Genomic DNA, 20,841 nt, shown 5'->3' with positions numbered 1-20,841 from the left:
GATACGGACCGCAGACCCTCTGAACCTTGCCCCGGTCATTCGGGGTAGGAAGTTCGGCGATTACTCAAGCTGTTGCGCCCTGCCCGCACGACCTGCCGTCGTGCGGGCAGGGCCGCGTCTCTTCCTGGTCATGTCCAGGAGGAATGAAGAAATGCGCAGTACCAAGAGGCTCGCGGCCGGTGCGGTCGCCGCCGCCCTCGGGGTCACCACCCTGGCGGCCTGCGGCGGCTCGGACGGCAAGAAGACGTCCGGCGAAGCCAGTGGGTCCGGCGGCAAGACCGTGACGCTGGTCAGCCACGACTCGTTCGCCGCCTCCGACCCGGTGCTCAAGGCGTTCACCGCGCAGACCGGCTACACCGTCAAGGTCCTCAAGAGCGGGGACGCCGGCGCCGCGCTCAACCAGGAGATCCTCACCAAGGGCTCCCCGCGCGGCGACGTGTTCTTCGGCGTCGACAACACCCTGCTCTCGCGCGCCCTCGACAACGGCGTCTTCACCCCGTACGAGGCCAAGGGCCTGGACCGGGTGCCCGCGGACGTCCAGCTCGACAAGGACAAGCACCGGGTCACGCCCGTCGACACCGGCAACATCTGCGTCAACTACGACAAGAAGTACTTCGCGGACAAGAAGCTCAGCCCCCCGCAGTCCTTCGACGACCTGATCAAGCCCGAGTACAAGGACCTGCTCGTCACGGAGAACGTGGCGACGTCCTCGCCGGGGCTCGGCTTCATGCTCGGCTCTGTCGCCAAGTACGGGGACGAAGGCTGGCAGGACTACTGGAAGAAGCTGAAGGCCAACGGCGTCAAGGTCGTCGACGGCTGGGAGCAGGCCTACAACACGGACTTCTCCGGTTCGGCCGGCGGCAAGAAGGCCAAGGGCGACCGGCCGCTGGTCGTCTCCTACGCCTCCAGCCCGCCCGCCGAGGTGATCTACGCCGACCCGAAGCCCACCGAGGCCCCCACCGGCGTCGCCACCGGCACCTGCTTCCGCCAGACCGAGTTCGCGGGCCTGCTCAAGGGCGCCAAGAACGAGGCCGGCGGCAAGGCGCTCCTGGACTTCCTGATCTCCAAGAAGTTCCAGGAGGACATGCCGCTCCAGATGTTCGTGGACCCGGTCGCCAAGGACGCGGCAGTCCCCCCGGAGTTCACCAAGTTCGGCGCGAAGATCACGAACTCGGCTACCGTCGCCCCCGACAAGATCGCCAAGAACCGTGACCAGTGGGTCAAGACGTGGTCCTCGCTCGTCCTGAAGTAGGCCCGAAACTGCGGCAGAACGCGGTGCGGCTCGGCCTGATGGTCCTGCCCGCCGCGTTCTTCGCCGTGTTCTTCGCCTGGCCCGTGGCCGCCATCGTCGGCCGCGGACTCAAGGCGGACGGCGCCTGGCGGCTCGGCCGGATCGGCGAGGTGCTGAGCGACCCGGACATCGGCCACGTCCTGTGGTTCACGACCTGGCAGGCGCTCGCCTCCACCGCGCTCACCCTCCTGATCGCGCTGCCCGGCGCGTACGTCTTCGCACGCCTCGACTTCCCCGGCAAACAGCTGCTGCGGGCCGTCGTCACCGTGCCGTTCGTGCTGCCGACCGTCGTCGTGGGCACCGCGTTCCTGGCACTCCTCGGCCGCGGCGGACTGCTCGACCAGCTGTGGGGGGTGCGCCTGGACACCACCGTATGGGCGATCCTGCTCGCGCACGTCTTCTTCAACTACGCGGTCGCCGTACGCACCGTCGGCGGCCTGTGGTCGCAGCTCGACCCCCGCCAGGAAGAGGCCGCCCGCGTCCTCGGCGCCTCCCGGTTCGCGGCCTGGCGCACGGTGACGCTCCCCGCGCTCGGCCCCGCGGTCGCCGCGGCCGGGCTCATGGTCTTCCTCTTCACCTTCACCTCCTTCGGCGTCGTCCAGATCCTCGGCGGCCCCACCTTCTCCACCCTCGAAGTGGAGATCTACCGGCAGACCGCCGAACTCCTCGACCTGCCCGCCGCGGCCGTCCTGACGATCGTGCAGTTCGCGGCGGTCGGCGCGGTCCTCGCCGTGCACGCCCGTACCGTGCGCCGCCGCGAGACCGCGCTCAAACTGGTCGACCCCGCCCAGACCTCACGGCGCCCGCGCGGCGCCGGACAGCGGACGCTGCTCGCCTCGGTCCTGGCCGTCGTGGCGCTCTTGATCCTGCTCCCCGTCGGCGTACTGATCGAGCGCTCCCTGGACACCCCCGACGGCTACGGCCTCGGCTACTACCGGGCGCTCCAGGCCGCCGGGGACAACGGCAGCTTCCTCGTGCCGCCCATCGAGGCGATCTGGAACTCGCTCCAGTACGCCCTCGCCGCAACCGCCATCGCGCTCCTCATCGGCGGGCTCGCGGCGGCCGCCCTGACCCGGCGCGGCAGCGGCCGCCTGATCCGCGGCTTCGACGCCCTCCTGATGCTGCCGCTCGGCGTGTCCGCCGTGACCGTCGGCTTCGGGTTCCTCATCACCCTCGACGAGCCGCCGCTGGATCTGAGGACCTCCTGGATCCTGGTGCCGCTCGCCCAGGCGCTGGTGGGCACCCCCTTCGTCGTACGGATCATGCTGCCGGTGCTGCGGGCGGTGGACGGAAGGCTGCGCGAGGCGGCGGCCGTGCTCGGGGCGTCCCCGCTGCGGGCCTGGCGCGAGGTGGACCTGCCGTTGGTGCGGCGCGCGCTGCTCGTCGCGGCGGGCTTCGCGTTCGCCGTCTCGCTCGGCGAATTCGGGGCCACCGTGTTCATCGCCCGGCCCGACCACCCGACGCTGCCCGTCGCCGTGGCCCGACTCCTCGGCCGGGCCGGCGACCTCAACTACGGCCAGGCGATGGCCCTCAGCACGATTCTGATGGTGGTGTGCGCGGTGTCGCTGCTCGTCCTGGAACGCATCCGGACCGATCGGAGCGGGGAGTTCTGATGCTGAGGCTCGACGGTGTGACCGTACGGTTCGGGGAGCGGGCCGCGCTCGACGCGGTCGACCTGGAGGTCGCCGACCACGAGACGGTGTGCGTGCTCGGCCCGAGCGGCAGCGGAAAGTCGACGCTGCTGCGGGTGGTGGCGGGGCTCCAACCCCTCGACTCCGGACGGGTGTTGCTGGGCGGCACAGACCAGTGCGGCGTGCCCGTGCACAAGCGCGGTCTCGGCCTGATGTTCCAGGACCACCAGCTCTTCCCGCAGCGCGACGTCGCCGGGAACGTGGCGTTCGGGCTGCGCATGCGAGGCGCCTCGCGGGCTGAACAGGCGCGCAGGGTAAGCGAGTTGCTCGATCTCGTCGGGCTCCCCGGCGCGGGCGGACGGGCCGTCGCCGCGCTGTCCGGCGGCGAACAGCAGCGCGTCGCACTGGCGAGGGCGCTGGCCCCGTCCCCCCGCCTGCTGATGCTGGACGAGCCACTGGGCCAGCTGGACCGCACGCTGCGCGAGCGCCTCGTGGTAGAACTCCGTTCCCTGTTCGGCCAATTGGGCACGACGGTACTGGCCGTCACGCACGACCAGGGCGAGGCGTTCGCGCTGGCCGACCGGGTCGTGGTGATGCGGGACGGCCGCATCGCGCAGAGCGGCACACCGCTGGAGGTCTGGCAGCACCCGGCCTCCGAATTCGTGGCCCGCTTCCTGGGCTTCGAGAACGTGGTCCCGGCGACGGTCTCGGGGGAGGCAGCGGACACGCCCTGGGGAAAGGTGCCGGTGCCGGCCGGCTCACCGCAGGGTTCGGTACGGGTCCTGGTGCGCCCGGCGGGGGTACGTCTCGTGGGGGAGCGGGAGGGGCTGCCGTGCGAGGTGGCCGGGCGGACGTTCCGGGGCAACCACGTGGCGCTCCAGCTGCGGCCTCGTGGTGGGCCGTTGCTGGAAGCGGAGTGCGGGCTGGAATCCGCGCCGGAGGTGGGTGCGGGGGTGGGGGTCGCCTTTGCGGCGGGGGGAGTTGTGGTGCTGGGGGAGGGGTAGGGGGCTTTCCCCCACCCCGCCCCCTACCTCGCCGGGGTCAGTTCCTCGGCCGGGTCCCGCGCCGGCTCCGCCGCCCCGTGGCTCTCCGGGGAGCCGAACCACGCCACCGCCACCGCGCCCGCCACCGCCAGGACGAACCCCGCGATCGCCATCCACGCGAGACCCTCGCGGGACGCGTCGCCCAGCCACAGGACCCCGATCGCGCCGGGCAGGACCGTCTCGCCCACCACCAGCGCCGCCGTCGCGCCGTTCACCGAGCCGATCTGCAGGGCCACCGTGTGCAGGTACATGCCGCCGGTGCCGGCCACGAGGATGGCGTACAGCGCCGGGTCGCCGAGCAGCGCGCCGGCGTCGAAGGGGTCGATGCCGTTCAGGACGCGGACGCCGACGCCGAGCGCGCCGAAGCCCAGGCCCGACAGGAGCCCCGCCAGGATCGCGGCCCGGGCGCCCAGGAGGCGTACCGCCACCGTGCCTCCGGCCATCAGCACCAGCGAGATCGCCAGCAGCCACCAGTGCGTCGACATCGCCGTGTGGCCGCTGCCCTCATGGCCCGCCGCCGACGCGAGCAGGATCAGGGCCGAGCAGACCACGCCGATCGACGTCCACTCCGCGCGGCTCAGCCGGATGCCGAGGAGCTTCACGCTGAGGACCGCTGTGATCACCAGGTTCGCGCTGATCACCGTCTGGGAGAGGAAGAGGGGGAGGAGGCGGGCCGCCAGCGCGCCGAGGCCGAACCCGACGAAGTCCAGGATGGTCCCGACGATGAATTCCCAGGTCGTCGCCGCCTTCGCGGTGGAGGAGAGGCTGGGCCCGCCGTGCTGGGTGCGGTCGCTCGCGGCCGCGTCGCGGCGGGCGGACTTGCGGGACCCGACGGCTTGCAGGACCGAGCCCGTGCCGTAACAGACCGAGGCGGCGATGGCGGTCAGCAGACCGAGCAGCACAAGTGACTCCGTTCCTGGCGGGGGCAACCCGTTCGCCCCACTCCGCTTTACCAGACGTTTACCACCCTTTGGGGGTTGCCTGGGAGGGTGATCCTCTTCCCCGATTTCCGGAGCACCCGCGAGAGCTCCGGAGAGGAAGCAGGAACGATGAGCGAGAACGTGAGCGACGGCGACGTACGCCCCGGCGGCGCCTGGAGCCTCGGCATGCGCACTTCTTCGACACCCGCGCCGGGCACCTCGCCGAGAGCTAGAGCGACATGCGGGCCAGCGCCCCGGGAGCCTCGGACACCGAGTCGACCAGGGCGATCCGGCCCGCCATCGGCCGGTCCCTCGCCAGCGCTTCGAGCAGCGGCCAGGCGGGCAGACGCTCGGTCCAGTGCGCACGGTCGACCAGCACCATCGGCGTCGGACCGCCCCGCGACTCGTAGTAGTTCGGCGTCGCGTTGTCGAAGATCTCCTGTACGGTGCCGGCCGCGCCCGGCAGGAAGACGACCCCCGCGTTGGAGCGGGCGAGCAGGCCGTCCTCACGGGTGGCGTTGGCGAAGTACTTGGCGATCGCGCCCGCGAAGGCGTTCGGCGGCTCGTGGCCGTAGAACCAGGTCGGGATGCCCACCGAGGTGCCGCCGCGCGGCCACTTCGTACGGACCTCGAAGGCGGCGCGCGCCCATGCCGACACGGAGGGCCTGAACGACGGTTCCTCGGCGAGGAGTTCGAGGGCCGAGCCCAGCATCGCGTCGTCGAAGGGCGCCGCGTACGCGCCCAGGTTCGCGGCCTCCATCGCGCCCGGGCCGCCGCCCGTCGCCACCGTGAACCCGGCGCGGGCCAGCGTGCGCCCGAGCACCGCCGCACCCTCGTACTCGGCCGTGCCGCGGCCCATGGCGTGGCCGCCCATCACGCCCACCACCCGTGCCCCGACGAGTAGTTCGTCCAAGGCGTCGGAGATCGCGTCGTCGTGGATGGAGCGCAGCATCGAGGAGAAGATGTCGCCGTCCGCCCTGGTCCGCTGGAACCAGGCGTACGAGCGTGCGTCCGGGGTCCGCTCGTAACCGGCGGCCAGCCCCTCGAAGAGTTCGGCGGGGGAGTAGAGCGTGCCCCGGTACGGGTCGAAGGGGAGGTGCGGTACGGGCGGGAAGACCAGGGCGCCGTCGGCCCGGACCTTCGCGGCCGCGTCCGGCTCCATCGCGCAGCCGAGAAAGACGGCACCGGCCGTTTCGGTGCCGAGCAGTACGGGCGTACGGGCTGTCAGGTCCACCGATTGCACGCGGAACCCCGCGAGTTCGCCTCGGGCGGCGGCCGCGTCGAATTCGGCGAGCGATTCGATCTCGGTGTCGCCGCCGGCGGGGAGCGGCGTCTCGTCTTTGTCCGGCACGGCGCCCATGCTAGGCGCCGGCTGCGTGCAGGTGCCCGGCTGCGGGTTGCCATCAACTGATCGCGCCGCTCCGCGCGCCCCTAGCAGGATGGTGCGGGCCCGTACCGGCATCTTCAGCCCGTCATGGGGGCCCTGGCCCTTAAGGCCTTGGGGGAGCTTGAGGACGAGCGCCCTTGAGGCGCGAACGGGGTCTGGGGCGGAGCCCCAGCAGCCGCGGACCGCAGCCGAATGACAACCCCCGGAGGCCACGCGGCGGAGCCGCAGAATGTCACAGCGGGAAGGGGCGGGGTGGGGGAGATCCCCCGGGTCGCAGCCCCCCCCGCCCCTTCGGGGTGCTACCGCAGCGGCAGCGCCGCCAGTTCGGCGATGGCCACCGTCAGCGGGGTGAAGACGGCCAGCAGGGCCACGGCACGCAACGACGCCGCGGCCCGGAGGAGGGCCGCCGGGGTGCCCAGGGACAGGAGGACCTTCGTCGTGCCGGCGCGGGCGTGGCGGGATTCCAGGGCCGCGGTCAGCAGCGTGGCCACCGTGGAGCCCATGACCAGGGCCGCGCCGAGCCCGGTGAGCGGGCCGAAGGGGTGCGGGCCCGCCCGGTCGCCGTACAGGGTGGCCGCCGCGATCGCCCCGGAGGCCACCGCGCACACCACCCCCAGCGGGCGCCCGATGCGGCGGGCCTCCGTCATCAGGATCCGGCCCGCGAGCAGCCGGGCCGCGCCCGGGCGGGCCAGCTGGAGCAGCCGCCCGCTGAAGTGGGCCAGCCCCGGACCCGCGAGCGCGAGGCCGACCGCGGTCAGCGCCCAGCCGCCGAGCACCCCGGCCGGGCTGCTCTCCGGGTGACCCGGCATCGGGAACACGTGGCCCTGGCCGCCCCGGCTCACGTACGTCTCAAGGGCGAGGCCCGCCGCGATGAGCGCGAAGCCCCACGGCAGGCCGCTCGCCGGCGTCGGCGCGGGCTCCTCGGGATGCGCGGGGTCGCCCGTCTCGCCGGGGCGCAGGGTGCGCGGGCGCAGTGCGAGTCCGGTCGCCACCGACGCCGTGACCGGCAGGGCGGCGAGCAGGGTCAGGGCGGCCGCCAACGGCATCGGCTGGTCGGCGGCGAGCAGGCCTGCGGCGTCCCCGTCGAAGGGGAGCCCGCTGATGTCGCCGCGCAGGTGGAGGTAGACGAGGAGGGCGACCGCCGAGCCCAGCGTGCACGACACCGCCGTGGACACCGCCGCGAGCGAGGCCAGGCGGGCCGGGCCCAGGCCCACCGCGCAGAGCCCCGAGCGCGGCCGGGTGCTCGGGTCGGTGCGGGCAACGGCCACCGCGAAGTACGCCGCGGCCGCCAGCGGAACCGCGCACCACGCCAGCCGCAGCCCCGACGCGCCGGGATGGCCGACCGCGTACCCGAGCGTGCACAGCAGGAGGAAGCCGACCCCGGCGGACGCGGCGGACACCAGCAGGCGGCGCAGCAGGATCAGGGGATGGGTGCCGCGGGCTAGACGGAGAGCGAGCACGCCGCGATACCCTCCGCGTCCGAACTGCCTTGGTTGTCCCGGGAGTTGACCAGGCGGCCGTCGATGAGGACCACCGTGCGGTCGGCGAGCGCCGCCACGTCCGTGTCGTGGGTCGCGATGAGCGTGGTGATGCGGTGCGAGCGTGCCGCCGCGAGCAGGGTGCGCAACACCTGTTCCCGGTCGGTGCGGTGCAGGCTCGCGGTCGGCTCGTCGGCGAACAGGACGGCGGGCCCGGTGACCAGGGCGCGGGCGATCACCACGCGCTGACGCTGCGCCTGGAGGAGGGCGCGCGGGCGCTTCTTGGCGCACGTGCCGATGTCGAGCCGTTCCAGCCACTCCATCGCGGCCTTCTTGGCGGCGCGGTGTGCGATGCCGCGCAGGAGCAGCGGCAGGGCCGCGTTCTCCCACGCGTTCAGCTCGGGGACCAGGGTGGGCTCGGGGTTGATCCAGCCGAACCGGTCGCGGCGCAGCCGCTCGCGGTCGACGGCGCTCAGGGTGTGCACGGGCCCGCTGTTGAACCACACCTCGCCCTCGTTCGGCACGAGCGCGCCCGACAGACAGCGCAGCAGGGTCGTCTTGCCGCAGCCGCGCGGGCCGCCGACGGCGAGGATCTCGCCCTCGCGGACCCCGACGCTGACATCGGTCAGGGCTGGCGAGCCGCTGTGGGAATGGTGCAGGGAACGCGCCCACAACACGTCGTTGTCCGGCGGAGCCACCATGGTGCATACCTCGGTTCAGATCAGATGTCCTGCTCCCCGTACGGGGGAACGAAGGCAGGGGCCGATCGGTCACTGGGCACGCTAGGGAGTAGGGCGTGGCTGTCCGGACAGCACGCGGCCCGGCCCCGCCCATCTCACTCGGATGGGCGTGGCCGGGCCGGTGCGTACGGTCTAGAGCTTGGTCCAGGCCTGGGTGAGGACCTCGCGCAGGACGCCCTCGATCTCGTCGAAGGTCGACTGGTCGGAGATCAGCGGCGGGGCGAGCTGGACGACCGGGTCGCCGCGGTCGTCCGCCCGGCAGTACAGGCCGTTGTCGTACAGCGCCTTCGACAGGAAGCCGTACAGGACGCGCTCGGTCTCCTCGTCGTTGAACGACTCCTTGGTGACCTTGTCCTTCACCAGCTCGATGCCGTAGAAGAAGCCGTTGCCGCGGACGTCACCGACGATCGGCAGGTCGTGCAGCTTCTTCAGGGTGTCGAAGAAGGCACCCTCGTTGTCGAGGACGTGCTGGTTGAGGCCCTCGCGCTCGAAGATGTCGAGGTTGGCGAGGCCCACCGCGGCGGAGACCGGGTGGCCGCCGAAGGTGTAGCCGTGCAGGAAGGTGTTGTCGCCCTTGTAGAACGGCTCGGCGAGGCGGTCGGAGATGATGCAGGCGCCGATCGGGGAGTAGCCCGACGTCATGCCCTTGGCGCAGGTGATCATGTCCGGGACGTAGTCGAACTTGTCGCAGGCGAACATCGTGCCGAGGCGGCCGAAGGCGCAGATGACCTCGTCGGAGACGAGCAGCACGTCGTACTTGTCGCAGATCTCGCGGACCCGCTGGAAGTAGCCCGGCGGCGGCGGGAAGCAGCCGCCCGCGTTCTGCACCGGCTCCAGGAACACGGCGGCGACGGTCTCGGGGCCCTCGAAGAGGATCTCCTGCTCGATCTGGTCGGCGGCCCAGCGGCCGAAGGCCACCGGGTCGTCGCCGTGGATCGGGGCGCGGTAGATGTTGGTGTTGGGCACCTTGTGCGCGCCGGGGACCAGCGGCTCGAAGGGCGCCTTCAGGGCGGGCAGACCAGTGATGGACAGGGCGCCCTGCGGGGTGCCGTGGTAGGCGACCGCACGCGAGATGACCTTGTACTTCGTGTGGTTGCCGGTGAGCTTGTGGTACTGCTTCGCCAGCTTCCACGCGGTCTCGACGGCCTCGCCGCCACCGGTGGTGAAGAAGACCTTGTTGAGGTCGCCCGGCGCGTAGTTCGCGAGGCGCTCGGCGAGCTCGACGGCCTTGGGGTGGGCGTAGGACCAGACCGGGAAGAAGGCCAGCTCCTGCGCCTGCTTGTAGGCGGTCTCGGCGAGCTCGTGACGGCCGTGGCCGGCGTTGACGACGAACAGGCCCGACAGGCCGTCCAGGTACTTCTTGCCCTTGTCGTCGTAGATGTAGGTGCCCTCGCCACGGACGATGGTGGGAACGGGCGCGTTCTCGTACGACGACATGCGGGTGAAGTGCATCCACAGGTGGTCGTAGGCGGTCTGGCTGAGGTCCTTGCTCACGGCTATCGGGTTCCCCACATATAGGTCTGCTTCTTCAGCTTGAGATAGACGAAGCTCTCGGTGGAGCGCACGCCGGGGAGGGCGCGGATCCTCTTGTTGATCACTTCGAGAAGGTGGTCGTCGTCCTCGCAGACGACCTCCACCATCAGGTCGAAGGAGCCCGCGGTCATCACCACGTACTCGCACTCGGCCATGGCCGTCAGCGCCTCCGCCACGGGGTCGAGGTCGCCCTCGACGCGGATGCCGACCATCGCCTGGCGCCGGAATCCCACGGTGAGCGGGTCGGTGACGGCGACGATCTGCATCACGCCCTGGTCCAGGAGCTTCTGGACGCGCTGGCGCACGGCCGCCTCGGACAGGCCGACGGCCTTGCCGATCGCGGCGTAAGCGCGGCGCCCGTCCTCCTGGAGCTGCTCGATGATCGCCAGGGAGACGGCGTCGATCGACGTTCCGTTGCTGCGACGCGGAGCGTCTGCCTGAGGGGCGGTGCTCGGGAGGCGGGAGGGAGATCCGTTCCCGGTCCTGGGGTCTGTGCTTCGGCTGGCCACGGAGCCACTGTGCACCGACCCGCTCCGTCCCGCAACCCCAAAGCGATGAAATTCGTTGTTCTGTGACCTCCAGGGAACTGAATCCGAAGTTCACGGGCGTCGGGTCTGTCGAAAGCGTCACCTCACCGACTAGGGTGGGCTGTCTCACCCATCGGACATCGGACCGGGAGGCCAGCGAAGTGACCACCGAACTGCGTCGTTTGCGCAACTACATCGACGGAGAGTTCCGCGATGCTGCCGACGGGCGGACCATCGAGGTGGTCAACCCGGCCACGGGCCAGGCGTACGCGACCTCGCCGCTCTCCGGCCAGGAGGACGTGGACGCCGCCATGGCGGCCGCCGCCGCCGCGTTCCCGGCCTGGCGCGACACCACGCCGGCCGAGCGCCAGCGCGTACTGCTCAAGATCGCGGACGCCTTCGAGGAGCGCGCCGAGGAGCTGATCGCCGCCGAGTCGGAGAACACCGGCAAGCCGATCGAGCTCACCCGCACCGAAGAAGTACCGCCGATGCTGGACCAGATCCGCTTCTTCGCGGGCGCGGCCCGGCTGCTCGAAGGCCGCAGCGCCGGCGAGTACATGGAGGGCATGACCTCGATCGTCCGCCGCGAGCCGGTCGGCGTCTGCGCCCAGGTCGCGCCGTGGAACTACCCGATGATGATGGCCGTCTGGAAGTTCGCCCCGGCGCTCGCCGCGGGCAACACCGTCGTCCTCAAGCCCTCGGACACCACCCCGGCCTCGACTGTCCTGATCGCCGAGATCATCGGCGCGATCGTCCCCAAGGGCGTCTTCAACGTCATCTGCGGCGACCGCGACACCGGCCGCGCCATGGTCGAGCACAAGACCCCGGCGATGGCCTCCATCACCGGTTCCGTACGGGCCGGCATGCAGGTCGCCGAGTCCGCCTCCAAGGACGTCAAGCGCGTCCACCTGGAGCTCGGCGGCAAGGCCCCGGTCGTCGTCTTCGAGGACGCCGACATCGCCAAGGCCGTCGAGGACATCGCGGTCGCCGGCTACTTCAACGCCGGCCAGGACTGCACGGCCGCGACCCGCGTGCTCGTCCACGAGTCGATCCACGACGACTTCGTGACCGCGCTCGCCAAGGCCGCCGCCGACACCAAGACCGGGCAGCCGGACGACGCGGACGTCCTGTACGGCCCGCTCAACAACGCCAACCAGCTCAAGCAGGTCTCCGGCTTCATCGACCGCCTCCCCGCGCACGCCAAGGTCGAGGCGGGCGGCCACCGGGTCGGCGAGCAGGGCTACTTCTACGCCCCGACCGTCGTCTCCGGCCTCCAGCAGGACGACGAGATCATCCAGAACGAGGTGTTCGGGCCGGTCATCACCGTCCAGTCCTTCACCGACGAGGCCCAGGCCCTGGAGTACGCGAACGGCGTCGAGTACGCGCTGGCCTCCTCGGTGTGGACCAAGGACCACGCCCGCGCCATGCGGATGTCCAAGAACCTCGACTTCGGCTGCGTGTGGATCAACACCCACATCCCGCTGGTCGCCGAGATGCCGCACGGCGGCTTCAAGAAGTCCGGCTACGGCAAGGACCTCTCGGCGTACGGCTTCGAGGACTACACGCGCATCAAGCACGTGATGACGTCCATCGAGGGCTGAACCACCGCCTGAACGCGCGGAAGGGGCGGGGGAGTTGATCCCCCGCCCCTTCCGCTGCCTCCGCGCCCCCGACAGGGTGTCTGGCCCCCGGCGTACGGCTGTACGCAGCGTCCATTGAACCCGCTGCCCGGCGCGGGCATCCTGCCGGAATGCGACTGACCGCCTTCCCCGCAGCCAGCCCGTTCTCCCGCCGCAGCCTCCTGCGTGCCCTCGGCGGCGGCGCCGCGCTGGCCGCGCTGGCCGGCTGCGGGGTCCCCGCGGCGTACGTCGAACCGGGCGAGCGGGCCGGGCGCGACCGCTCGGCGGCCGACAGGTCCCTCACCTTCGCCAACTGGCCGCTCTACATAGACGTCGACGACAACGACGCCTCCAAGCGCCCGACGCTGGACGCCTTCGCCAAGAGCGCCGGGATCTCCGTCACGTACACCGAGGAGATCAACGACAACGACGAGTTCTTCGGGAAGATCAGCCCGGCCCTGATGAACCATCAGGAGACCGGCCGGGACCTGATGGTGATCAGCGACTGGATGGCGGCCCGGTTCGTGCGGCTCGGCTGGGTGCAGGAGATGGACCGCGCCAAGCAGCCCAACGTCGCCCGCCACCTCGACCCGCAGCTGCGTACCCCCGCCTTCGACAACGGGCGCCTGCACAGCGTCCCGTGGCAGTCCGGGATCACCGGCATCGCGTACAACAAGAAGAAGCTCGGGCGCGAACTCAAGCACGTCGGCGACCTGTGGGATCCGCGGCTCGCGGGCAAGGTGACGCTGTTCTCCGGACTCGACGAGTCGTTCGCGCTCCTGATGCAGGGCAACGGCGTCGACATCACCAAGTGGACCGCGGCCGACTTCCACCGGATGTGCGACCAGGTCGAGAAGCTGGTCGCCAAGAAGCAGATCCGCCGCTTCACCGGCAACGACTACACCAGCGATCTCAACAAGGGCGACGTGCTTGCCTGTCAGGCCTACAGCGGCGACGTGTTCCAGCTCAAGGCGGACAACCCCGACATCGAGTTCGTGGTGCCCGAGGAGGGCGCGGAGCTGTGGGCGGAGTCGATGATGATCCCCAACCTGGCCCGCCACAAGGCGAACGCGGAGGCCCTGGTCGACCACTACTACGACCCGCAGGTCGCCGCCGAGCTGGCCGCCTCGGTCAACTACGTCTGCCCGGTGCCCGCCGCCCGCGAGGTCCTCGCCTCCTCCAAGGACAAGGACGAGGCCGAACTCGCCGAGAACCCGCTGATCTTCCCCGACGACGCGATGCGGGGGCGGCTCGCGATCGCCCGCGACATCACCTCCGAGGAACGGGCCGAGTTCGCGAAGCGGTGGAACGCGATCGTGGGGCTGTAGTGGGGCGGGCTGTGGGTGGACCCGGCTTTTGAACGCGTTCAACAGGGGCGTACGCTGCGATCATGAGCGAGCGAAACGCCCTGTTGCGGCGTACCCGCGTGTGGCTGGCCGTCTTCATCGTCTGTCTCGTACTGAGCGGACTGACGGCCTTTCCCCTGGTCCACGAACTGCACTGGACGCAGTCCCTGTTGCGGAACACGCCCCTTGGCGACTGGCTGCCGGGGCTGGGCGCCTGGATCGACCGGGTGCGGAACGGGCTGGACTCAGCGGACGCCGAGTACCCGTTCCTGCTGTACGGGACGGACTGGCTGGCCTTCGCCCATCTCGTCATCGCGGTCGCCTTCTACGGGCCGCTGCGCGATCCCGTCCGCAACATCTGGGTCGTCGAGTTCGGGATGATCGCCTGCGCGGGAATCATCCCGCTCGCGCTGATCTGCGGCCCCATCAGGGGGATTCCCTTCTGGTGGTCGGTGATCGACATGTCGTTCGGGGTGTTCGGGGTGATCCCGCTGTACGTGGTGCGGCGCAAGATCAAGGCGTTGGAGGCGATGGGGACGCCGGTGGCGGCGTGAGGCGTGAGGGTCAGGAGGGGTCCGGGGCGCCGAACGTGGCGATCATGACGCGCATGGCGGTGGGGTTCATGTCCGAGCCCTTCGCGTCCGTGGAGTTGACGCTGTACACCAGGGTCCGCGAGAGCGCCCCGGTCGGCGACACCGTCGCCGCGATCACCGTGTTGTAGCCCCAGCGCCCGCCCGTCTTGCCCCATACGTCCCGGCCGCCGAGCCGCATCGTCGACAGACCCGCGCTGTACGCCGCCGGCTTGCCCGTCCTCATGTCGCGCACCGATGCGCCGGGCAGCGTGAACATCTCCTTCAGCTGTGCCGCACGTACGACCTGGCCGGTGAACAGGGCGCGCGTGAAGTGCTCCAGGTCGGCCGTGGTGGAGATCAGGTCGCCCGCCGCGAACGTGTCCCCGGCGCCCCACACCGTCACGTCCCGCAGCTCGGCCGAGCCGTCCGGCCCGGTGAACACCTGGTAGCCGTGGTTGTGCGGGCCGCGGATGGCGGGGTCGGCGCCGGGCACGTAGGTGTTCGTCAGGCGCAGGGGCCGCAGGATGCGGGTGGCCAGCTGGCGGGCGTACGCGTCGCCCGTGACCCGCTCGATCAGGAGGCCGGCCACCGTGTAGCCGATGTTGTCGTAGTGCTGCTGGGTGCCGGGCGTGAAGTCCGGCTTCCGCGCTGTCGCCTCGCGTACGACATCGGCGGGGTCGCGGCTCTCGAAGCGGTGCGCGTACAGGTAGTCCAGGGAGTCGTCGGGTGAGCCGACCGACGGTATGCCGCTGGTGTGGTTGAGGAGTTGACGGACCGTCACTTCGTTGTACGCCGCCGGGATCAGGTCGGGCAGGTAGGCGCGCACCGGGCGGTTCAGGTCGACCCGGCCCTCGCCCGCGAGTTGCAGCACCATGGCCGCGGTGAAGACCTTGGTGACCGACCCCGCCCGGAACCGCGCGTTCGGGTCCGCCGGGGCACCGCTCGTCAGGTCGTGCACCCCGGCACTGCCGAGCCAACTGCCCTCGGTGCCGCCGACTCTCACCAGCGCGGCGGTCGCGTCCGCACCCGGCTTCCCGGCGCCCGCGATGGCCGCGCGCAGGGCGGCGGTGTCGAGGGTGCGGGCAGCGCGGTGGGCGGCGGTCCGGCTCGCGCCGGGTGCCGGGGAGGCGGCGAGGGCCGGGGCCGCCGACATCCCCAGGACCAGAGCGGTGGCTATGAGTGTGGTGCGGGTGCGGGTGCCGGTGTTCATGGTGGGTCTCCGTGATCGGGCGGGTGGGCCGTCGTGCTGATGGATCCCATCCTGCTGATCACGGGGCTTGCGCGGATCGCCGTGGCGGGGGGTTCTGAGGGCCCCGCCTTCTCGCCCGGCCGGGGGAATCGGGCGAGTCATCCTCCCCCTGGGGAGGGAGGCGCTCCCCTGCCGAGGGGAGAACGCGACACTCTCGCCACGCGGGGCGGGCCGCTCAAGAGGACGGCGCCCCCGCCGAGATCAGGCCCGTCTCGTACGCGCAGATCACCGCCTGGATGCGGTCGCGCAGGCCCAGCTTCGCCAGCACATGGCCGACGTGCGTCTTCACCGTGTGCTCGGAGACGGTCAGTTCGGCCGCGATCTCGGCGTTGGACAGGCCCCGGCCGAGCAGGAGCAGCGTCTCGCGTTCGCGGGCGGTCAGCGCGTCGAGCCGTCCGGAGGGCACTGGGGCCGCGGGCCGTGAGGTGTACTCGGCGACCAATCGCCGCGCCACCGACGGTGCGAGCAGTGCGTCCCCGGCCGCCACCACCCGTACCGCGTGCACCAGATCGTCCCGCCGGACGTCCTTGAGGAGGAAGCCGCTCGCCCCCGCGTGCAGTGCCTCGTACACGTACTCGTCGGAGTCGAAGGTGGTCAGCATCACCGTGCGGCAGGCGCTCGTCGCGCTGATCGCCCGGCACGCCTCGATGCCGTCCAGGTGCGGCATCCGGATGTCGAGCAGCGCCACGTCGGGCGCCAACCGGCGCACCGCGTCGACGGCTTGGGCGCCGTCGCCCACCTCCGCGACCACCTCGATGTCCGGCTGCACGTCCAGGATCAGGGCGAAGCCGCTGCGGACCAGCTCCTGGTCGTCGGCCACCACCACACGGATCGTCACATCCCCACCTCCGCGGTGGAGGTTACCGAGGGGGTGGCGGGCAGCGGGATGACGGCCCTCACCTCGAAGCCCCGGCCGTCCGGGCCCGGGCCCGCCGAGGCGGTGCCCCCGTGCGCCGCCGCGCGTTCGCGGATGCCGATCAGGCCGTGGCCGGTACCGGGGCCGGGTGCGGCGCCCGGTCCGCCGCCGTCGTCCAGGACCCTGATCATCAACTCCCGCTCCATATAAGCCAGTTGGACCTGGACCGTGCGGGCTGCCGCGTGTTTCACCGCGTTCGTCAGGGCCTCCTGCACGATCCGGTACACGCTTGCCCCGGTGTCCGGCGGAAGGCGGCGGGGCGCGCCTTTCGTCTCGTACGCGACCGAGGGGCCGCCCAGCGACACCCGCTCGACCAGCGCGGGCAGCGCCGCCGTGCCCGGCTGCGGCTCGCGCGGGGCATCCGGCGCGGTCTCCTCGCGCAGCACCCCCAGCATCCGGCGCAGCTGCACCATCGCGTCCCGGCCCGTCTCGGAGATCGCCTCGAACGCCGCCTCGGCGCGGGCCGGCGCCGCCCGCACCGCGACCGGGCCCGCCTCCGCCTGCACGATCATGATGCTGACGGCGTGCGACAGGATGTCGTGCATCTCCCGCGCGATCCGGGCCCGTTCATGCGCCGCGGCCTGCTCGGCCTCGATGCGGTTGGCCCGCTCCAGCTGTGCCGCGCGGTCCTCGACGGCCGCGGTGTAGGCCTGCCTGGTGTGGGTGAGCCGCCCGAGCGCGTAGGCGGCACCGAAGACGAAGAAGGAGAACATCAGCTCCTTGGCGTCCTCGGTGTTGAGCGCCACGGAGGGCACGATGAGCGCGGCGACCAGCGCGGCGACTCCGACCCGCCGGCGCACCGGGGACAGCGCGGCCACCGAGTAGAGGGCGACGAGCCCCGGGTAGGGCAGCGGCTGGCCGGGCCCATCCAGGGTCAGCTTGTACGCCGCTCCCGCCGCCAGGACCGCGAGCGTCACCGCGACCGGGGCCCGGCGCCGCCACACCAGCGGCAGCACGGCCAGCGAGGTCAGCGCGTAGTCCGCCCAGGTGGCCGGGCGCAGCCCGTCGGGCCGCTCCACGACGAACGGGATCGACATCGCCACCTGCACCAGCAGGGCGAGCCCGATGTCGACGGCCCACCCGTTCGCCGCCCGCAGCCGAGCCGTCAGACGTGCCGTACTACCCACCCCGTGTCCCCCCGGTCGCCTTGAAGTGCGCCTCGAAGTGCGGCTCGAAGTGCCGCTGTTCACCGCCCGGACAGGATGCCGCGCAGCGCGTCCACCCGGTTGGTGGTGATCGCGTCCACCCCGTACCCGATGAGCCGGCGCTGCGTGCGCGCGGTGTCCGCGGTCCATGCGGAGACGAGCATCCCGTCCCGGTGGACCCGCTGCACCAGATCCGAACCGACAAGCCCGAAGCGGTAGTTGAGCCAGCGCGGCTTGATGGCGTCGACCAGGGCGGGCCGCGGCGGGGCGGGCTTCGTCCAGGTCAGGGCGATCTCGGCGCCCGGGTCGGCGGCGCGCACCCGCAACATGGCGACCGGTCCCGCGCAGTAGTAGACCCGCTGGCCCGCGCCGCATTCGCGGACCGTGTTCACCGCCGTGCGCACCGACTCCTCGGTGGCGCCCGGCAGATCGAGCATCACCCGGTGCGCGCCGACCGCGATCAGCGCCTGGCGCAGGGTGGGAACCCCGCCGCCGGTGACCTCGCGGAGTTCCTCGTAGGGGATCGCGGCCACCGGGCGGTCGAAGTCCCACAGCCGTTTCAGCGTCTCGTCGTGCAGCAGCACCGGCACGCCGTCCCGGGTCGTGCGGACGTCGATCTCGACCGCGTCCGCGCCCCGCTCCAGAGCCGAGGCGATGGAGGGGAGCGTGTTCTCGCGGACGCGGTACGGGTCGCCGCGGTGGGCCACTGCTGTCACGGTGCGCATGGGGCCATTGTGCTGAGCGGCGCGGAGGTCAGCCAGCCGGCGACGGGCCACGGGCTCTCAGCGGGGCGGGGCCATTTCGCGGTGCATCAGCGGGCCAGCCACTTCGCGGTGTAGTCGTCGATCTCGCCGGCGAGCCGCGTCTTGCCCGCGGGGTCCAGGAACGACGCCTCGACGGCGTTCTTGGCGAGGTCCGCCAGGCCCCGCTCGTCCAGGTCCAACAGGCGGGCGGCGACGGCGTACTCGTTGTTGAGGTCGCTGCCGAACATCGGCGGATCGTCGCTGTTGATCGTGACGAGGACGCCCGCGGCCGCCATCTCCTTGACGGGGTGCCGGTCCAGGTCGGGCACCACCCGGGTCGCCAGGTTGGACGTCGGGCAGACCTCCAGGGCGATCCGGTGCTCGGCGAGGTGCTTGAGGAGCGCCGGGTCCTGGGTGGCGCTGGTGCCGTGGCCGATGCGCTCGGCGCGCAGCTCGATCAGCGCGTCCCAGATCGACTGCGGGCCCGTGGACTCTCCCGAGTGCGGTACGGAGTGCAGCCCCGCGGCGATGGCGCGGTCGAAGTACGGCTTGAACTGCGGCCGTGGCACCCCGATCTCGGGGCCGCCGAGGCCGAAGGACACCAGGCCCTCGGGACGCACCCGGTCCTCGGTGGCGAGCCGGGCCGTCTCGGCGGCCGCGTCCAGACCGGCCTCGCCCGGAATGTCGAAGCACCAGCGAAGCACCGTGCCGAACTCGGTCTCGGCGGCCTTGCGGGCGTCCTCGATCGCGTCCATGAAGGCGAGTTCGTCGATGCCCCGGCGGGTGGAGGAGAACGGCGTGATGGTCAACTCGGCGTAGCGGATGTTCTGCCGGGCCATGTCCCGTGCCACCTCGTAGGTGAGAAGGCGCACATCCTCCGGGGTGCGGATGAGGTCGACGACCGAGAGGTAGACCTCGATGAAGTGGGCGAAGTCCGTGAACGTGAAGTAGTCGGCGAGCGCCTCGGGATCGGTGGGGACCTTCGAGTCCGCGTGGCGGGCGGCCAGTTCGGCCACGATGCGCGGCGAGGCGGAGCCGACGTGGTGCACGTGGAGCTCCGCCTTGGGCAGCCCCGCGATGAAGGGGTGCAGGTCGGTCATGGGGTCCTCCATGGGTCTGCCGCGAGGGTCCTCGCGCGTTCGGCGGCGTTCGGCCTTCGCCCGTCGGGGATCATGGTAGGCCGGGCGGCCCCGCCCGGAACCCGGGGCCGTAGCATGACGGAACCACGATGGGGGAGGCCCATGTCAGACAACACCCAGAAGCCGTCGGGAGGCCAGGAGCCCCGCGACCCCTGGGCACCGCCGGAGCACAAGGTTCCGCTGGACAAGCCGCCGGTGCACGACCAGCAGACGGTCATCTCGATGCCCGGTGCCGACGGACAGAACGCCACCCCGCCCCAGGGAGCCCCCGGCGCCCCGGCCCAGGGCCCCTTCCCCGGTGCGCCCGGGCAGCAGGCTCCCGGCCCCGGCTTCGGCAGCCCGACGCCGCCGCCCGGCCAGGCGGCCCCCGGCAGCTACGGCTACCCCAGCTACCCGCAGCAGCCCGCCCAGGGCTACCCCGGATACCCGGGGCAGCAGCCCGCATACGGCTACCCCGGCTGGACCGGGATGCCCGCCCCGCAGAACGGGTTCGGCATAGCCGCGATGGTGCTCGGCATCGCCGCGTGTGTGCTCATGATCTGCACCTGGGGCATCGCCGGCATCGTGCTCGGCGCCCTCGCGCTGATCTTCGGCCTGCTCGGCAAGGGGCGCGCCACCCGCGGCGAGGCCAACAACCGGGGCCAGGCGATCGCGGGCATCATCATGGGCATCGCCGGGATCGTGCTCGGCATCGTGATCCTCGTGCTGCTGATCGTGCTGGTGGCCAACGCGCCCTCGCACCACAGTGACTACAACGGATACGACGACTACTCGTCCTTCCTGTCGCTGGCCGTGTCCGGCCGCTGAGGAACCCCCGGGCGAGAGGGCCGCACCGGCCCCCTCCGCTCGGGCCGGGCCCCGCCCGCCGGTTCCGAGGCAGGGCACCCGCCCGGCCACAGGCGCTCAGCGCAGCCGCTCGCGGGCCTCCGTCAGCGCGAAACCCAGCAGGTTCAGGCCACGCCAGCGCGTGGGATCGTCCGCCTCCGGGGCGTCCGCCGCCAGGCCGATGCCCCAGATCAGGTCCAGCGGGCTCGCCTCGACGAGCACCCGGTTCCCGGTGCCGAGCAGATACTCCCGCAGCGCCTCGTCCTGACCGAACTTGTGCAGGCTGCCGGCCAGGACGATCCCGTACCGCTCCCGCCGCCACACCGCCTCGTCGAAGCCGCGCACCAGGCGCCCGGCCTTCTTCGCGAGCGCGGGGTTCGCCGCCGTGAGCGCCGCGCGCTCCGCCTCCGGGTCTTTGAACAGCCGCGCCTTCGACGCCATCATCCAGTGCTCGGCCGTCGCGTACTCGACCCCGTCGACCACGAAGCGCGACGGCCACCATTGACTGAAACAGCTCGCGCCGAGCGTCCCGTCCCGCTGCGGCCGGTGTCCCCAGAAATGCAGAAACTTGATCCGGTCACCCTTCTTGACCTGCGTGATCAGCTCGTCCAGCGGTGCGCGGTCCCCCGTGATCTCTCCCATGCACGCGAGTCTGGCACGCGCCACTGACACTACGTCGGGCCATGACCGCCCCGACGCGACACATGGTCGACAGATTCCGTCGCGTAACCAAAAGG

General features: G+C 71.6%; 19 protein-coding genes. 7 read left to right on the top strand and 12 right to left on the bottom strand.

The genetic code is table 11. From position 1 onward, the window contains the following. Positions 1-151 precede the first annotated feature (151 nt). From ACWC2B_RS13195 to ACWC2B_RS13185, 3 genes are read left to right on the top strand one after another with little or no spacing between them, the layout of a single operon-like run. The gene (locus tag ACWC2B_RS13195; RefSeq protein ID WP_450716568.1) at positions 152-1,252 is read left to right on the top strand and encodes a thiamine ABC transporter substrate-binding protein; all 1,101 of its coding nucleotides are present in this window, start codon (positions 152-154) and stop codon (positions 1,250-1,252) included. A gap of 38 nt (positions 1,253-1,290) precedes the next feature. After that, complete coding sequence (locus ACWC2B_RS13190; protein WP_450716742.1) at positions 1,291-2,904, top strand: ABC transporter permease; 1,614 nt, start codon at positions 1,291-1,293, stop codon at positions 2,902-2,904. Further along, positions 2,904-3,926 (top strand): ABC transporter ATP-binding protein, encoded by a 1,023-nt coding sequence (locus ACWC2B_RS13185; RefSeq protein WP_450716567.1) that lies wholly within the window; start codon positions 2,904-2,906, stop codon positions 3,924-3,926. The genes ACWC2B_RS13190 and ACWC2B_RS13185 overlap by 1 nt, the downstream gene beginning before the upstream one ends. Positions 3,927-3,949: 23 nt before the next feature. On the opposite strand, the gene ACWC2B_RS13180 is transcribed toward ACWC2B_RS13185, so the two are convergent. From ACWC2B_RS13180 to ACWC2B_RS13155, 6 genes are all read right to left on the bottom strand, one after another. Next, positions 3,950-4,867 carry a hypothetical protein gene (locus ACWC2B_RS13180; protein ID WP_450716566.1) on the bottom strand — a complete coding sequence of 306 codons (918 nt, stop codon included), beginning with the start codon at positions 4,865-4,867 and terminating at the stop codon, positions 3,950-3,952. Positions 4,868-5,114: 247 nt separating this feature from the next. Further along, positions 5,115-6,236, bottom strand: a complete 1,122-nt coding sequence (locus ACWC2B_RS13175; RefSeq protein ID WP_450716565.1) for an LOG family protein — start codon at positions 6,234-6,236, stop codon at positions 5,115-5,117. Positions 6,237-6,571: 335 nt separating this feature from the next. Further along, entirely contained in the window at positions 6,572-7,732 is a 1,161-nt protein-coding gene (locus ACWC2B_RS13170) for a hypothetical protein (protein WP_450716564.1), read from the bottom strand. After that, entirely contained in the window at positions 7,714-8,451 is a 738-nt protein-coding gene (locus tag ACWC2B_RS13165; RefSeq protein WP_450716563.1) for an ABC transporter ATP-binding protein, read from the bottom strand. Before ACWC2B_RS13165 ends, ACWC2B_RS13170 begins: the two co-directional genes overlap by 19 nt. A gap of 171 nt (positions 8,452-8,622) precedes the next feature. Next, positions 8,623-10,002 (bottom strand): aspartate aminotransferase family protein, encoded by a 1,380-nt coding sequence (locus tag ACWC2B_RS13160; protein WP_450716562.1) that lies wholly within the window; start codon positions 10,000-10,002, stop codon positions 8,623-8,625. Beyond that, the gene (locus tag ACWC2B_RS13155; protein WP_450716561.1) at positions 9,987-10,547 is read right to left on the bottom strand and encodes an Lrp/AsnC family transcriptional regulator; all 561 of its coding nucleotides are present in this window, start codon (positions 10,545-10,547) and stop codon (positions 9,987-9,989) included. The genes ACWC2B_RS13160 and ACWC2B_RS13155 overlap by 16 nt, the downstream gene beginning before the upstream one ends. A gap of 164 nt (positions 10,548-10,711) precedes the next feature. Here ACWC2B_RS13155 and ACWC2B_RS13150 point away from each other — a divergent pair, with 164 nt between their 5' ends. The 3 genes from ACWC2B_RS13150 to ACWC2B_RS13140 all read left to right on the top strand — a co-directional run bounded on the left by ACWC2B_RS13150 (position 10,712) and on the right by ACWC2B_RS13140 (position 14,069). After that, the gene (locus ACWC2B_RS13150) at positions 10,712-12,151 is read left to right on the top strand and encodes a gamma-aminobutyraldehyde dehydrogenase (RefSeq protein WP_450716560.1); all 1,440 of its coding nucleotides are present in this window, start codon (positions 10,712-10,714) and stop codon (positions 12,149-12,151) included. 149 nt (positions 12,152-12,300) lie between these two features. Continuing rightward, positions 12,301-13,497, top strand: coding sequence for a polyamine ABC transporter substrate-binding protein (locus ACWC2B_RS13145; protein WP_450716559.1), 1,197 nt, complete (start codon positions 12,301-12,303; stop codon positions 13,495-13,497). Between the two features lie 62 nt (positions 13,498-13,559). Then, complete coding sequence (locus ACWC2B_RS13140) at positions 13,560-14,069, top strand: hypothetical protein (RefSeq protein ID WP_450716558.1); 510 nt, start codon at positions 13,560-13,562, stop codon at positions 14,067-14,069. A 10-nt stretch (positions 14,070-14,079) separates the two neighbouring features. Here the strand turns inward: ACWC2B_RS13140 and ACWC2B_RS13135 are convergent, their stop codons facing one another. The 5 genes from ACWC2B_RS13135 to ACWC2B_RS13115 all read right to left on the bottom strand — a co-directional run bounded on the left by ACWC2B_RS13135 (position 14,080) and on the right by ACWC2B_RS13115 (position 19,240). Further along, positions 14,080-15,297, bottom strand: coding sequence for a serine hydrolase domain-containing protein (locus ACWC2B_RS13135; RefSeq protein WP_450716557.1), 1,218 nt, complete (start codon positions 15,295-15,297; stop codon positions 14,080-14,082). Positions 15,298-15,511: 214 nt separating this feature from the next. Then, positions 15,512-16,174 (bottom strand): response regulator, encoded by a 663-nt coding sequence (locus ACWC2B_RS13130; protein WP_450716556.1) that lies wholly within the window; start codon positions 16,172-16,174, stop codon positions 15,512-15,514. After that, a complete protein-coding gene (locus ACWC2B_RS13125; protein ID WP_450716555.1) occupies positions 16,171-17,379 on the bottom strand; it encodes a sensor histidine kinase in 1,209 nt (402 codons plus the stop codon). The genes ACWC2B_RS13130 and ACWC2B_RS13125 overlap by 4 nt, the downstream gene beginning before the upstream one ends. A gap of 59 nt (positions 17,380-17,438) precedes the next feature. Continuing rightward, positions 17,439-18,122: a glycerophosphodiester phosphodiesterase gene (locus tag ACWC2B_RS13120; RefSeq protein WP_450716554.1), complete on the bottom strand. Its 684-nt coding sequence runs from the start codon at positions 18,120-18,122 to the stop codon at positions 17,439-17,441. A gap of 86 nt (positions 18,123-18,208) precedes the next feature. Next, positions 18,209-19,240 (bottom strand): adenosine deaminase, encoded by a 1,032-nt coding sequence (locus ACWC2B_RS13115; RefSeq protein ID WP_450716553.1) that lies wholly within the window; start codon positions 19,238-19,240, stop codon positions 18,209-18,211. A 141-nt stretch (positions 19,241-19,381) separates the two neighbouring features. Between ACWC2B_RS13115 and ACWC2B_RS13110 the strand changes: the two genes are divergently transcribed. Further along, a complete protein-coding gene (locus tag ACWC2B_RS13110; protein ID WP_450716552.1) occupies positions 19,382-20,086 on the top strand; it encodes a DUF4190 domain-containing protein in 705 nt (234 codons plus the stop codon). A gap of 96 nt (positions 20,087-20,182) precedes the next feature. On the opposite strand, the gene ACWC2B_RS13105 is transcribed toward ACWC2B_RS13110, so the two are convergent. Beyond that, the gene (locus ACWC2B_RS13105) at positions 20,183-20,746 is read right to left on the bottom strand and encodes an NADAR family protein (RefSeq protein WP_450716551.1); all 564 of its coding nucleotides are present in this window, start codon (positions 20,744-20,746) and stop codon (positions 20,183-20,185) included. Between the last annotated feature and the right edge of the window lie 95 nt (positions 20,747-20,841).

The organism is Streptomyces sp. NPDC001415 (assembly GCF_053597395.1).
The sequence above is the reverse complement of the archived record's forward strand: the minus strand, read 5'-3'. Positions and strand labels throughout refer to the sequence as shown.

Bases quoted from the DNA above. Each gene is read 5' to 3' on its own strand.
- ACWC2B_RS13195 (WP_450716568.1), top strand. From the start codon at position 152: ATGCGCAGTACCAAGAGGCTCGCGGCCGGTGCGGTCGCCGCCGCCCTC.
- ACWC2B_RS13190 (WP_450716742.1), top strand. From the start codon at position 1,291: ATGGTCCTGCCCGCCGCGTTCTTCGCCGTGTTCTTCGCCTGGCCCGTG.
- ACWC2B_RS13185 (WP_450716567.1), top strand. From the start codon at position 2,904: ATGCTGAGGCTCGACGGTGTGACCGTACGGTTCGGGGAGCGGGCCGCG.
- ACWC2B_RS13165 (WP_450716563.1), bottom strand. From the start codon at position 8,451: ATGGTGGCTCCGCCGGACAACGACGTGTTGTGGGCGCGTTCCCTGCAC.
- ACWC2B_RS13145 (WP_450716559.1), top strand. From the start codon at position 12,301: ATGCGACTGACCGCCTTCCCCGCAGCCAGCCCGTTCTCCCGCCGCAGC.
- ACWC2B_RS13140 (WP_450716558.1), top strand. From the start codon at position 13,560: ATGAGCGAGCGAAACGCCCTGTTGCGGCGTACCCGCGTGTGGCTGGCC.
- ACWC2B_RS13135 (WP_450716557.1), bottom strand. From the start codon at position 15,297: ATGAACACCGGCACCCGCACCCGCACCACACTCATAGCCACCGCTCTG.
- ACWC2B_RS13120 (WP_450716554.1), bottom strand. From the start codon at position 18,122: ATGCGCACCGTGACAGCAGTGGCCCACCGCGGCGACCCGTACCGCGTC.
- ACWC2B_RS13115 (WP_450716553.1), bottom strand. From the start codon at position 19,240: ATGACCGACCTGCACCCCTTCATCGCGGGGCTGCCCAAGGCGGAGCTC.
- ACWC2B_RS13110 (WP_450716552.1), top strand. From the start codon at position 19,382: ATGTCAGACAACACCCAGAAGCCGTCGGGAGGCCAGGAGCCCCGCGAC.
- ACWC2B_RS13105 (WP_450716551.1), bottom strand. From the start codon at position 20,746: ATGGGAGAGATCACGGGGGACCGCGCACCGCTGGACGAGCTGATCACG.